The sequence below is a fragment of the Salegentibacter sp. Hel_I_6 genome, assembly GCF_000745315.1.
GTDB lineage: Bacteria > Bacteroidota > Bacteroidia > Flavobacteriales > Flavobacteriaceae > Salegentibacter.
The window spans coordinates 59,051-72,029 of record NZ_JQNQ01000001.1 but is presented as its reverse complement, the minus strand read 5'-3'; the positions used below and the strand labels follow the sequence as shown (position 1 = coordinate 72,029).

Genomic DNA, 12,979 nt, shown 5'->3' with positions numbered 1-12,979 from the left:
TTTATTTAAACATCTTTAAATACCTAAAATATAAAGTTTTATCAATTAATAATAATTCTTTAGGATTAATTCCATGTATCTTGTTCATTGGGTTATATCATTGTTTACACTTGTAATTAACAATGGTAAATTTGCCTGTTTACATTTGTGAAATTAGGAATGTTTACTTTTGTAAACATGGAAGAAACAATGTTATTTAAACAGCTTTTTAAAGGCTATAATTCTTTTAAAGAAAATAGAATTTCTGGAAGGTATATCAGGCAAAGAGATATTCAGATTTTGCTGGATGATCTGGAAGAAGAATTCATCGTGGAAAAGATTGGAGAATCGGTTCTTGGAAGACCTATTCATAGCATTGAATTTGGTACTGGCTCAGTGAAAATTCTGGCCTGGTCCCAAATGCACGGCAATGAATCCACCACCACAAAAGCTCTTTTTGATCTTTTTTGTTATATAGGTAAATATAGGAATGAGGCCTTGGTAAGGTCTATTATGCAGCATTGCAGCTTCTGTATTATTCCCATGCTAAATCCTGACGGGGCCCAGGCCTATACGCGTGTAAATGCTAATGATATTGATCTGAATCGGGACGCTCAGGATCTAAGCCAGCCAGAAAGCAGGATTTTACGGAAGGCTTTTGATGTTTTTAAACCGGATTTTTGCCTGAATCTACATGACCAACGTACTATCTTCAGTGCGGGCGGGACGCCCGAACCTGCCGTTTTATCTTTTCTAACCCCTTCGATGGATAAAGACAGGCAAATTTTCACTTCCCGAATTAAGAGTATGCAGCTTATCGCAAAAATAGTTGAGGATCTTTCAGGCTTACTTCCCGAAAGAATAGGAAGGTATGACGATAGTTTTAATATCAATTGCACGGGTGATGCCTTTCAAAGGACCCAAACGCCCACCATTCTTTTTGAAGCCGGCCATTTTCCAGGGGACTACGAACGGGAAGAAACTAGAAAATATGTTTTTTTAGCTTTGATCTCAGTTTTAAAGGCTATTACTGAAGAGACTTTCGAAAAGCTCAACCATACCAAATACCAGGAAATTCCTGAAAATCAAAAACTATTTAATGATGTCATACTAAGGGAAGCTAAAACGGAAGATGGCGTTGTTGATATCGGTATTCAATATAAGGAAGAGATAAGAGATGGAAATTTTGTTCTATTACCGTTAATAGAAAAAATTGCCCCGAAAATTAGCAAGTTCTCGCATAAGGAAATCTTTTGTGAGAATAAAAAAATCGAAATTAATCAGCAAAACAAGCTTGCCGAAAACGTTATAGTTAATAAAATAGTCTTAAATGAGGTAGAATTGCTCCTTAAATGTGAATAATTCTCAAAAACCTTAGCAATTATTCAAGGATTTTGTACTAATTTTGAATTTCATATAAATAAAGAAATTTAAAAATGGCCAAGTTTAAATTAGACGAAACAGATCACCAAATTCTCGATATGTTAATCGAGAATACAAGGACACCATTTACCGATATCGCTAAGAAACTTTTAATATCGGCAGGTACCGTTCACGTTCGGGTTAAGAAGATGGAAGAAGCTGGAATTATTAAAGGTTCTTCGTTAACGCTTGATTATAAGAAATTAGGTTATGCTTTTATAGCCTATGTGGGCGTTTTCTTAAAGAATACTTCGCAAACCAAATTTGTTTTAGAGCGTATTAACGAAATTCCTTTTGTAACTGTCGCGCACGTAACTACGGGTAAATTTAACGTGTTTTGTAAAATTAGAGCACGTAATACACAACATGCCAAGGAAGTTATCTTTCAATTGGATGACATTGAGGGAGTTTACAGAACTGAAACTATGATTTCTCTTGAGGAGAGCTTAAATGATAAAAAACGTTTAATGCACTCTATTTTTCAGGACATGTAGGCAAGCCTAAACTTATTATAAAAACCCTTTAGGCTAATGTGTTTAAAGGGTTTTTTTATAACTTTAAATCAAATCTTAATCAACTAAAATTTATTATGCACAGAGAACCAAAACTAGAGCGTTTTAATGAAAGCGTACTTTCAAAATATCAGGTATATAATAGTATATTTTTAACGCTGCCTTTTGACGATATTAGTAAAACAGGATCCCTGCTGCCTCTTTTTCAGGAACTATGTGAAGCGGGCTTTAAGGAAAACAAAAACCCTTCAGAAATTATAGAGAATTTCTTCAGTAAATACCACGAAAGTCCTTCTGAACAAGACCAGATCAGTCTTTTATTCCGGTTTATCCAGTACATAGAAAGACAGGTGGTACTTTTTGATGCTATCGAAGATGCCTCTTTTCCAATAGTGAATAATATGGATGGCCGCGGAACCCTTAGAAATGTGAAGGAGGAAGCTGAAGCTAAAGATAAAACACCCCAGTTAAGGGAATACCTCAAACGCTTTAATGTCAGACCAACCTTAACCGCTCACCCAACACAATTCTATCCAGGAGCCGTTTTAGGAATTATCACCGATTTAGATAAGGCCATTCAAAAGAATGATATTAGTCTTATTAAAAAATTACTGGCCCAACTTGGAAAAACACCGTTTTTCAAAAAAGAAAAACCCACACCTTATGATGAGGCTGTTAGCCTAATATGGTATTTTGAGAATGTATTTTACCAAAGTGTAAGTAAAATCTATAATTATATACAGCAGAATATCTTTGATGGGGAAGATATCGGTAATCAGGTTATAAATTTAGGCTTTTGGCCGGGTGGTGACCGTGATGGGAATCCATTTGTGACTACTGAAATTACCCTAAAGGTAGCCCAAAGGCTTCGTAGTACCATTTTGATGAATTATTATCGGGATATTAGAAGGCTTAAAAGAAGGGTGACCTTTAGCGAAGTGGATTCAATTATCGCTGAAATGGAAACAGCGCTGTATCAAAGTGCAATTTCTAGGTCTGGCAAGATTAAAATGACACTTGAAGAATTTAAGTCCAAGCTGCATAAGATCAAAGATATAGTTGAAGCAAAGCACCAGGGCCTTTATGTAGAAGATATTGATGATCTAATCAATAAAGTCAATATTTTTGGTTACCATTTCGCTACTCTTGATATCCGTCAGGATTCAGGAAAACACGATGAGGTCCTTAAAGAGATCATTAAAAAACATCCGGATTTATTCCCAGAGAATTATGCTTCGCTTTCCGATAAGCAACAAATAGAAGCACTCACAAAAGTTCAGGGGAATATAGATCCTGAAAGTTTTGAAGATGGAATCGTTAAATCAACACTTTCCTCCATCTACGCTATGAAGGAAATTCAGGAGAAAAATGGAGAAAATGGAGCAAATAGATATATAATAAGTCACAGTGAAGTACCGCAAAGTATTTTAGAGCCTTTCGCATTTTTAAGGTTATGCGGGTGGAAAAAACCAACGGCGGATATAATTCCTCTTTTTGAAACCGTACCCGATTTAAAAGTTTCACCGGATGTTATGGAGACTTTGTATAAAAATCCTGTCTACCGGGAACATTTAAAAAGCAGAGGGGATAAACAAACCATTATGCTAGGTTTTAGTGATGGTACTAAAGATGGAGGATATCTAATGGCCAACTGGAGTATTTATAAAGCAAAGGAAATGCTGACGGAGGTTTCCAGAAGATATGGCATTAAAGTCATATTCTTTGATGGTAGGGGTGGACCACCAGCTCGTGGTGGTGGAAAGACACATCAGTTTTATGCATCCTTAGGTTCCGGTATTGAAAATGAAGAGATTCAATTAACGGTCCAGGGGCAAACTATTAGTTCCAATTTCGGTACTCAGGACTCCTGTAGATATAACCTGGAGCAGTTGCTTAGTTCCGGGGTTTCTAACGAAATATTTAGTGATGATAAAAATAAGCTGACCGATCAAGATCGTGAGACTATGACCAAACTTGCCGAAATAAGTTACCAAACATATACAAACTTTAAGCAGCACGAAAAGTTTATTCCGTATTTAGAAAAGATGAGTACGCTAAAATATTACGCTAAAACCAATATTGGTAGCCGCCCATCTAAAAGGAATAAATCGGCCGAGCTTAATTTAGACGATCTTAGGGCAATTCCATTTGTGGGAAGTTGGAGCCAGTTAAAACAAAATGTTCCTGGATTTTTTGGTGTGGGAACGGCACTGGAGAAATATGAACAGGCGGGTGAATTTGATAAAGTTAAACAGCTTTACAACAATTCGGTTTTCTTTAAAACCTTGTTGGAGAATTCCATGATGAGCCTTACTAAATCTTTCTTTGCCTTAACCGCATATATGGAACAGGATAAGGAATTTGGCGAATTTTGGAAAATAATTCACGCTGAATATAAGCGTAGCCATGCGATGCTTTTAAAAATAACCGGTTATAGTGAACTTATGGAAAATCAGCCAGCTGGAAGAGCTTCAATTCAGGCACGTGAACGAATAGTTCTACCCCTGTTGACCATTCAGCAGCACGCCCTTAGAAAAGTTCAGGAATTGCAACAACAGGGGAAAAGCGCTGAAGAATTGCTGGAGGTTTATGAAAAGATGGTGACTCGTTCTCTTTATGGTAATATTAATGCAAGTAGAAATTCAGCATAATATGATAGCAAGTATTTTAAATTCTGATGAGTACAATGCTTACTACGACAGATATTTACAAAAAATCCCCGGCAATTTAGAGCTGGGGATTTTACTTCTGGAAAACAAGGAAGAATTCCTTGGTTTACTGGATAAAATAAAACCGGAAGACCTAACATATAGTTACGCGGAAGGTAAATGGACCATAGCGGAAGTAATTCAGCACCTTATCGATGTTGAGCGTATTTTCCAATATAGATCGCTTACTCTGGCCAGAGAGCCCGGAATTAAATTACCGGGTTTTGATCACAATGCTTATGTTCCTTCCAGTTCTGCAAAGAACAGGAATCTTAAAGATTTTAAAAGGGAATTTAAAGCGGTCAGAAGCGCTGGTATTTCACTTTATCAGAGCTTTTCAGAAGAAATGCTTATGAGTAAAGGCTTTGTTAGTGGAAGTTCAACCAGTTGCAGATCTTTAGGTTTTATTACCGCCGGGCATACCAAACACCATATTGAACTTTTTAAAGAGAATTATCACATATCATGAAATTCTTTAAAAGCACATGGTCGCTCTTTAAAGAGGCGTATATAAGCTGGAATAGGAATGAACCCTATGCCCGAAGTGCTACTATAGCTTATTATGCATTGTTTTCTTTACCTTCTTTATTGATAATTGTGGTTACAATTGCCGGATATTTCTTCGAACAGAAAGCTGTTCAGGGAAGGCTTACTTCAGAAATTAGTGATTTTATAGGTCAGGAGCCTGCTGAAGCGATAGAAAAAATGATAGCCAGCGCAGCCTTGGCATCAGAATCTACCTGGGCGATTATTTTTGGTATAGGAATGTTGCTATTTGGTGCTACCGGGGTGTTCTTCCAACTTAAAATGGCTATGAACAATATTTGGAACGTAGCTGCCAAAAAAACCAACTTCGTTAGAATGTTGTTTGATCGGCTTATATCATTTGGGATGGTGATGGTTATAGGTCTTTTATTACTACTCTCCCTGGTTATTTCTGCCTTAATAAGGATTCTAAAAGAGAAAATCGGTGATTATGCTCCCAACGTAACTGAATTTATGGTAGAAGTTGCCAATTCGGGAATTTCATTTCTTGTGATTACTACATTATTTGCCGCTATCTTTAAGTTGCTACCTGATATAAAATTGCGTTGGAGAATAACATATTTGGGAGCCGCCGTTACCACTGTTTTATTCCTTATCGGAGAAGCATTAATTAGTTTTTACTTTGGAAAAAGTGAACCTGCCTCGGTCTACGGAGGAGCTTCATCGGTAGTGCTTATTTTACTTTGGGTATATTATACCTGTCTTATCCTATTTTTTGGCGCCGAATTTACCGTGCAATACGCTCTTTTGAAAAACGAGAGAGTAGTGCCCAACAAATATGGTGAGCCTGCAATTTATCAGGAATTGGAAAAATTGCAGCAGAAACGTACTCAGCTAGAAGAAGAAAAGGAAATTATTGATACCCTTAAAAATAACATGGATTGGGAGCAAAATCGCGGAAAGAATCAAAAGCCCAAGAAAAAGAAATAACTTGAATTTTAATTAGTTTTAAGAGAATTAATAAAGTTTAACTTTAAGTGGGTTTGCTTTTATAAAGTCCCTAACACACTATAGGCTGCGCATATTTTATCTTTGAATAAACCAAAAATGAAGATAAAATTATGGAAAAGAGAATAGCAATTTTAGCCACAAACGGATTTGAAAAAAGTGAATTATTTTCACCGAAAGAGGCTCTGGAAAATGAAGGTTTTAAAGTTGATGTTGTAAGCCTGGAAAAAGGAAAGATTAAAGGTTGGGAAGGAACTGACTGGTCTGGAGAAATTAATGTTGATTATACGGTAAAGGATGTAAGTGCAAAAGATTACAATGCTTTGGTACTTCCTGGAGGTGTTATCAACCCCGATCAACTAAGAAGGGATGAAGATGCGCTGATATTTGTCCGCGATTTCTTTAAACAGAAAAAACCTGTAGGTGCAATTTGCCATGCAGCCTGGACACTTATTAATGCTGAAGTGGTAGAAGGACGAACAATGACGTCTTTTAACTCTATCAGAAAGGACCTTGAAAATGCAGGTGCACTTTGGGTAGATAAAGAAGTAGTTGTTGATGAGGCCTTCGTAACTTCTAGAAATCCAGACGATCTACCGGCTTTTAACGCCAAGATGATCGAGGAGATCAAAGAAGGCAAGCATGACCTACAACACGCATAAGCCTAAGAGATATTAGAATTTAAAAAGCCTGTCCGGAATTTCCCGGACAGGCTTTTTTAAATCTTCAAGTATTCAATTATGCTTTCTGAAGCTCTTGGGCAACGGCATCAACTTCATCCATGACCCTGAGCAAATTTTCTCCCCAAAGTTTAGCTATTTCCTCTTCGGTATAACCGCGTTTTACTAACTCTTTGGTAATATTTAAGGTTTCCGAGGCATCCTGCCAGCCATCGATACCGCCACCACCGTCAAAATCTGAACTGATTCCTACGTGCTCAATTCCAATCAAATTTACCATATAATCTATATGGTCTACAAAATCTGAAACTCCTACGGGTTCAATTTCCTTTTTTAGTGCTTCAATTTCAGGCGCTGCTGCTGTTTTTATTTTTTGAACTTCTGCATAATAGGCATTTCTTTTTTCATTACTCAATAAGCCTAATGCATCCCTATCTAATTCTTCAAAATTCATTTCACTGGCTTTTTTCTCATAAACTTTAGAACTAGCTTCTGCAAAAGCTTTATTTTTCTCAGTATTCACATAAGCGCTAAAGGCAACGGTTTGCACAACCCCGCCATGTTCTTTAAATAACAATAAAAGTTCATCATCTAAATTTCGGCTGTGATTACATAATTCACGAGCCGAAGAGTGGGAAGCGATAAGCGGAGCTTTAGATAACTCAAACATTTGTTTGATTGCCTCTTTTGAAGGATGCGAAACATCTATCATCATTCCTAATCGATTCATTTCTGCGATTACTTCCTTTCCTAAATTGCTAAGTCCGTTGTGTAACCATTCGTCGTCTTCCTCACCGGTGTTGGAGTCGCTCAATTGGCTATGACCCTGGTGAGCAAGCGACATATATCTAGCGCCCAGATCGTAGAATTTTTCAACGTTTTCAATATCTTTTCCGATTGAATAGCCATTTTCAACCCCAATCATCGCGACCTTTTTTCCTTCGGAAGTTAATTTTTGTACCTCTTCAGAGTTTGTAGCGAGACCTATTTCTTCAGGAGCAAAACCTTTTACCAGTTTATGAATGGCATCAAATTTACTCATCGCATTTTCATAGGCGTTTTTAAAACCTTCTTCATTTAATTCATCCTGCCCGGTATAAACAATAAACCACGCAACATCAAGTCCGCCGGCTTCCATTTTTGGAAGGGTAACCTGGTTGTCCAGATCCATAGTGTAATTTCTGTCTTCCGTAAAATTATTAATATTAATATCGGCGTGGGTATCTATGGTAATCACATTTTCGTGAATTTCTTTAGCTTTTTCAAGCAAAGCATCATCGCTACTTTGTTGAGCGAAAGCCAGGTTTCCGGTAAAAACCAGCGCCAGGCTAAGAAGGTTTAATTTCATATTAATTGAATTTGGATTTTAATTAAGCCCTCAAATTACTAATTAAATTTTAAGAAATAAATTGAATGAATTATTTTAATTAAATTCAGAAAAACATATTTAATTTTCTCCTACATTTGGTAGAATTTTCAAAAGTTAAATGAACAAATACATTATAGTAAACCACCCTGAAAAGTGGAAGTTAAAACTGGATCACGTAGAGATTATGTCGGCGCAATCCTATCTAACCAATCCTGAATTTGCGAAGGTCAAAAATGCCAGAATCTTCAATCTTTGTAAAGATTATTCTTATCAATCTAAAGGTTATTACGTTTCACTCTTAGCAGAAGCCCGTGGGCATTTAGCGATTCCTACGGTAAAAAATATTGTAGATCTTAGAGAGCCAAAGCTGGTAAAAATAGTTTCCGAAGAATTTGATGATGTCATACAAACCAGCTTAAAAGGCATCAAATCACAGGAATTTACACTTAGCATCTATTTTGGGCAAAATGTAGCGCAGAAGTATAAAGAGTTAAGTGCCATGTTTCACAGGCATTTTCAAATTCCTTTTTTAAGGGTGAAATTTAATTATTCCACAAAGTGGAACATTAAGAGTATTAAAGCAATTTCTGAAGCTGAAATTCCTGAAGATCATAAAGACAGCATGCACGATTTTGCCACGCAATATTTTGCGAAAAAGCGTTATGATACCCCTCGTGCTAATATTTCAGAATATGATTTGGCAATTTTAGTACAAGCCGATGATCCTGCGCCACCGAGTAATGCTAAGGCATTAAAGAAATTTGTGGAGATCGCTGAAAAGATGAACTTTTATGTAGAAATGGTTTCTCCTAAAGATCTCTCAAGATTATCTGCTTTTGATGCTTTATTTATTCGCCAAAGTACCGAGGTAAATAATGAGGCTTATGCATTTGCCAGAAAAGCCCAGCAGGAAGGTATTGCTATAATTGATTATCCCGATGCGATTTTAAAATGTTGCAATAAGGTTTATATGGCTGAGGCTCTTGAAAATGCGAACATTCCAACACCAAAAACAGTAATTATCCATAAAGAAAATAAGGACAAAGTTTTGGAGATCACCGGGCTTCCGGTAGTTCTAAAATCTCCGGACTCTACTTTTTCTTTTGGAGTTAAGAAAGCAACCACGCCGGCTGAGTATCAGGAGTTAGTAACGATGATGCTTAAAAAATCTGAACTTGTGATTGCCCAGGAATTTTCTCCTTCTGAATATGACTGGAGAATAGGGATTTTAGATAATAAACCTTTCTATGCCTGTAGATATTATATGGCCAAAGGGCATTGGCAAATCTATAACTGGGACGCTAAAGAAAAAGATGATCAGGACGGAAATGCAGATTGTTTACCTATCGAAAAGGTTCCGAAGAAAATATTGGAAGCCGCATTGAAATCGGCCAAACTAATGGGAAAAGGACTTTACGGTATAGATATCAAAGAAGTAGGAGGAAAGCCGCTTGTGATTGAAATAAATGATAATCCAAACATCGATTTTGGTGTTGAAGACGGGTACTATGGCGATCAGGTTTATATCGACATTATTTCGGCATTAAAAGAAAGATTAGAAAAGAAGTAATTATGACATATCATCTTTTTGAAGTTTTTGGAATTGAACTGGAATATATGCTTATCAATGCCTCCAGCTTCAAAGTGAATCCTATCGTAGATCAGCTTTTGATTAGTAAAAATGGTGAAATCACTTCAGATATTGAAAACGGTGAAATTGAATGGAGCAACGAGCTGGTAGCGCATGTAGTAGAACTTAAAACGAATGGCCCAACCGGAGATATAGAAAATTTAGATCTGCTTTTTGCTGAAAATATAAAGGAAGTAAACCTTTTGCTGAAAAGAAAAAATACAAGGCTTTTACCTTCGGCAGCACATCCTTTAATGCATCCAGAAACTGAAACTCAATTATGGAAACACAGTTCGAGTAAGATTTACGCACTTTATAACCGAATTTTTGATTGCAGCGGCCACGGTTGGAGCAATGTGCAAAGTATGCATATTAACCTTCCGTTTTTTGATGATGCAGAATTTGGAAAATTACATGCCGCAGTGCGTTTACTTTTACCTATAATCCCGGCATTAAGTGCCAGTTCTCCTATTTTTGAAGGAAAAGATTCCGGTTTTAAAGATGCCAGGATGCAGGTTTATAAGACCAACCAAAAGGAAATTCCGCAAATGACGGGAAAGGTAATTCCGGAGCAGGTTTTTTCTAAAGACGATTATCACAAAACTATTTTTGAACCGATCAATAAAGCAATAAAACCTCACGATACTGAAAATATCCTGGATCATCACTTTTTGAATTCCCGTGGTGCCATTGCTCGTTTTGATAGGAATGCTATAGAAATTCGCGTTATAGATGTTCAGGAATGTCCTAAAGCAGATTTAGCGATTGCTATTTTTATCATTGAATGTTTAAAGCTGCTCGTTAGTGAAGAATTGATTTCTATAGAGGATCAGAAAAAATGGCACGAAAATGAGCTTTTTGAGATTTTTGATGCGGTAATTAAAGATGCTGAAAATACTAAAATCAGTAATAAGGACTACCTCAAGATTTTCGGACTTTCACAAACGATTGAAGTGAAGGAAATTTGGCGCATTTTATTTTCTAAAGTAAAAAGGAATATTGCAGAAAAACACCAGGAGAGTATCAGGTTTTTATTGAATAATGGGAGCCTTTCTACCCGAATTTTAAAAGCTGTGGGGAATGATTTTTCAGTAGAAAATATCAAAAAAACCTATTTTGAGTTAGCAGATTGCCTGGAAGAAAATAAATTCTTTAATCCGTGAAACTGATTCTAACCTGCGAGCATGCTTTCAATACTATTCCGCAGGAATATCAGGATTTATTTATTAATGCTAAGGAAATTCTGGAATCTCATCGCGGGTATGATCCCGGTGCCTTAGATCTGTTTAATGAGCTGAAAGTCTTAGCCGATTTTTCATTTTTTCAGGAAACGGGGCGTTTGTTGGTAGAAGTAAATAGATCTAAAAGTCATTCTAATCTATTTTCTGAATTCACTAAAAAGCTTTCTGAAACTTCGAAAACCAGGCTTTTAAACGAATACTATTTTCCATATCGAGATTCGGTAGAAAAGCAAATTTCTAGCTTAATAGGAAAAGGGGAGAAGGTGCTACATTTTTCGGTGCACACTTTTACTCCAAATTTAAACGAAGAGATTAGAAATACAGATATTGGATTGCTTTATGATCCATCAAGAATAGCAGAAAAAGAATTCTGTAAAAATTTTAAACGAAATTTAAAAGATCAAGATCCCGATTTAAAAATCAGGTTTAATTATCCTTATTTGGGAAAAGCAGATGGATTTACTACTTATTTACGGAAGAGGTTTCCTGAAAATTATATGGGAGTTGAACTGGAAGTGACCCAGAAATTTGTGAGTAATAACAGAATGAACTCAGCTCTTAAAGAGCAAGTATTTTCAGCTTTAAAAGCTTCATTAAAATAAATTAAGCCACGAATTCATGAACATTAATTAGTGAATTGGTGGCTTAATTTTTTTAGAATAAAAATATCCTCAAAAACTTATTGAATCAATTGAGATTCTAAAGTGATTTCGGTATCCAGTAATTTGGAAATTGGGCAATTCTCTTTAGCATCATTGGCTATTTTTTCAAACTGCTCTTTCTCAATTCCTTTTACTTTTGCTTTTAAAATTAAGTGCGATTTTTTGACGGCACCATCTTCAAAAGTGATTTCAGATTTGGTTTCTAACTCATCAGGCTCAAAACCTTCTTCAGTAAGGTTCGCCGAAAGCTGCATCGTAAAACATCCGGAATGTGCGGCGCCTATTAGTTCTTCAGGATTAGTGCCAATTCCATCCTCAAACCTTGTTTTAAACGAATATTGCGTTTTATCTAAAACACCACTTTGGGTGCTAATTGTTCCTTTACCTTCTTTAAGATTACCTTTCCAAATTGCGGTTCCATTTCTTTTCATAATACTAATTTTTTGATTTATCTCTAAGATAGGAATCATTAAAGGCAAACTAAAATTATTATCAAAACCTTAACCCAACCTAACTCGATAATCGAGATTAAATGCTCCGTCCCAACGAGTAGGGACGCCTCGAAATCAAATTATATTTTTGGGTAATAATGCTTCGAGAGCTTGCTCTGAAGTAGTTTACTTATATCAAGTTTTTCCAATTATAAAACAAAAAAGCCCGAAACTAGGAAGCTTCGGGCCTTTTAATATAAGTTAAAAGAAATTACTTAATCTCTACTACTTCAAGATCAAATACCAGATCTTTACCTGCAAGTGGGTGATTTCCATCTACCACAATAGTTTCTTCTTTTACATCTTTAACTACAAGATTCATTTCCTGACCGTCAGGGCTTTTAGAAACAAGTCCCATTCCTACTTCCGGCTTAATTTCTTCTGGAAGCTGGCTTTTTTGTACTTCTTGCACAAGTTCTTCTCTTGGCTCTCCGTAAGCTTCTTCTTTTGGAATATTTATAGTTTTCTTTTCGTTCACTTTCATATCGATAAGGCCTTTCTCAAAACCAGGAATTAGCTGTCCCTGTCCCATAGTAAATTCTATAGGCTCACCTCTTTCTACGGAGCTGTCAAAAACCTGCCCGTCAGCTAGTTTACCTGTGTAATGTACCTTTACCGTGTCATTTGCTTTTACTTGACTCATAATGTTGTTTTTCAAAAATTATAATGGGCTTTATTAACATATTGCCCGTTAAAGAGTGCAAAGGTACAGTTATAAAATGCGCTTCCAAATAATAGGGGCATTAATACCCAAACCTTTATAAAATCTTAACATTATTTAAATTTAAAAA

The 12,979-nt window shown here is 36.2% G+C and carries 12 protein-coding genes; 9 read left to right on the top strand and 3 right to left on the bottom strand.

What is annotated here, in order from left to right:
* The first annotated feature begins 159 nt into the window (after positions 1–159).
* The 6 genes from FG27_RS00275 to FG27_RS00250 all read left to right on the top strand — a co-directional run bounded on the left by FG27_RS00275 (position 160) and on the right by FG27_RS00250 (position 6,777).
* Positions 160–1,341 carry a M14 metallopeptidase family protein gene (locus FG27_RS00275; RefSeq protein WP_231563208.1) on the top strand — a complete coding sequence of 394 codons (1,182 nt, stop codon included), beginning with the start codon at positions 160–162 and terminating at the stop codon, positions 1,339–1,341.
* 74 nt (positions 1,342–1,415) lie between these two features.
* Entirely contained in the window at positions 1,416–1,895 is a 480-nt protein-coding gene (locus FG27_RS00270) for an Lrp/AsnC family transcriptional regulator (protein ID WP_037314044.1), read from the top strand.
* Positions 1,896–1,990: 95 nt separating this feature from the next.
* Positions 1,991–4,564, top strand: a complete 2,574-nt coding sequence (locus tag FG27_RS00265; protein WP_037314042.1) for a phosphoenolpyruvate carboxylase — start codon at positions 1,991–1,993, stop codon at positions 4,562–4,564.
* A gap of 1 nt (position 4,565) precedes the next feature.
* On the top strand, positions 4,566–5,090 hold the full coding sequence (locus FG27_RS00260) for a DinB family protein (RefSeq protein ID WP_037321844.1): 525 nt from the start codon (positions 4,566–4,568) through the stop codon (positions 5,088–5,090).
* Entirely contained in the window at positions 5,087–6,097 is a 1,011-nt protein-coding gene (locus tag FG27_RS00255; protein WP_037314040.1) for a YihY/virulence factor BrkB family protein, read from the top strand. Before FG27_RS00260 ends, FG27_RS00255 begins: the two co-directional genes overlap by 4 nt.
* A 131-nt stretch (positions 6,098–6,228) precedes the next feature.
* The gene (locus FG27_RS00250) at positions 6,229–6,777 is read left to right on the top strand and encodes a type 1 glutamine amidotransferase domain-containing protein (RefSeq protein WP_037314037.1); all 549 of its coding nucleotides are present in this window, start codon (positions 6,229–6,231) and stop codon (positions 6,775–6,777) included.
* Between the two features lie 76 nt (positions 6,778–6,853).
* Here FG27_RS00250 and FG27_RS00245 read toward each other — a convergent pair whose 3' ends face one another.
* Positions 6,854–8,143: a membrane dipeptidase gene (locus FG27_RS00245; RefSeq protein WP_037314036.1), complete on the bottom strand. Its 1,290-nt coding sequence runs from the start codon at positions 8,141–8,143 to the stop codon at positions 6,854–6,856.
* 139 nt (positions 8,144–8,282) lie between these two features.
* Between FG27_RS00245 and FG27_RS00240 the strand changes: the two genes are divergently transcribed.
* The 3 genes from FG27_RS00240 to FG27_RS00230 are packed head-to-tail and all read left to right on the top strand — an operon-like array spanning position 8,283 to position 11,637.
* On the top strand, positions 8,283–9,734 hold the full coding sequence (locus FG27_RS00240) for a RimK family protein (RefSeq protein ID WP_037314034.1): 1,452 nt from the start codon (positions 8,283–8,285) through the stop codon (positions 9,732–9,734).
* A 2-nt stretch (positions 9,735–9,736) separates the two neighbouring features.
* Positions 9,737–10,957, top strand: coding sequence for a glutamate-cysteine ligase family protein (locus tag FG27_RS00235; RefSeq protein ID WP_037314032.1), 1,221 nt, complete (start codon positions 9,737–9,739; stop codon positions 10,955–10,957).
* Positions 10,954–11,637 (top strand): N-formylglutamate amidohydrolase, encoded by a 684-nt coding sequence (locus tag FG27_RS00230; protein ID WP_037314030.1) that lies wholly within the window; start codon positions 10,954–10,956, stop codon positions 11,635–11,637. Before FG27_RS00235 ends, FG27_RS00230 begins: the two co-directional genes overlap by 4 nt.
* 77 nt (positions 11,638–11,714) lie before the next feature.
* Here FG27_RS00230 and FG27_RS00225 read toward each other — a convergent pair whose 3' ends face one another.
* The gene (locus FG27_RS00225) at positions 11,715–12,128 is read right to left on the bottom strand and encodes an OsmC family protein (RefSeq protein ID WP_037321843.1); all 414 of its coding nucleotides are present in this window, start codon (positions 12,126–12,128) and stop codon (positions 11,715–11,717) included.
* 271 nt (positions 12,129–12,399) lie between these two features.
* Complete coding sequence (locus tag FG27_RS00220; protein ID WP_037314024.1) at positions 12,400–12,831, bottom strand: peptidylprolyl isomerase; 432 nt, start codon at positions 12,829–12,831, stop codon at positions 12,400–12,402.
* Positions 12,832–12,979: the final 148 nt, after the last annotated feature.

What these genes read in the sequence shown, in the direction of transcription:
- FG27_RS00275 (WP_231563208.1), top strand. Translation starts at nt 160, where the DNA reads ATGTTTACTTTTGTAAACATGGAAGAAACAATGTTATTTAAACAGCTT.
- FG27_RS00270 (WP_037314044.1), top strand. Translation starts at nt 1,416, where the DNA reads ATGGCCAAGTTTAAATTAGACGAAACAGATCACCAAATTCTCGATATG.
- FG27_RS00265 (WP_037314042.1), top strand. Translation starts at nt 1,991, where the DNA reads ATGCACAGAGAACCAAAACTAGAGCGTTTTAATGAAAGCGTACTTTCA.
- FG27_RS00260 (WP_037321844.1), top strand. Translation starts at nt 4,566, where the DNA reads ATGATAGCAAGTATTTTAAATTCTGATGAGTACAATGCTTACTACGAC.
- FG27_RS00255 (WP_037314040.1), top strand. Translation starts at nt 5,087, where the DNA reads ATGAAATTCTTTAAAAGCACATGGTCGCTCTTTAAAGAGGCGTATATA.
- FG27_RS00250 (WP_037314037.1), top strand. Translation starts at nt 6,229, where the DNA reads ATGGAAAAGAGAATAGCAATTTTAGCCACAAACGGATTTGAAAAAAGT.
- FG27_RS00245 (WP_037314036.1), bottom strand. Translation starts at nt 8,143, where the DNA reads ATGAAATTAAACCTTCTTAGCCTGGCGCTGGTTTTTACCGGAAACCTG.
- FG27_RS00240 (WP_037314034.1), top strand. Translation starts at nt 8,283, where the DNA reads ATGAACAAATACATTATAGTAAACCACCCTGAAAAGTGGAAGTTAAAA.
- FG27_RS00235 (WP_037314032.1), top strand. Translation starts at nt 9,737, where the DNA reads ATGACATATCATCTTTTTGAAGTTTTTGGAATTGAACTGGAATATATG.
- FG27_RS00225 (WP_037321843.1), bottom strand. Translation starts at nt 12,128, where the DNA reads ATGAAAAGAAATGGAACCGCAATTTGGAAAGGTAATCTTAAAGAAGGT.
- FG27_RS00220 (WP_037314024.1), bottom strand. Translation starts at nt 12,831, where the DNA reads ATGAGTCAAGTAAAAGCAAATGACACGGTAAAGGTACATTACACAGGT.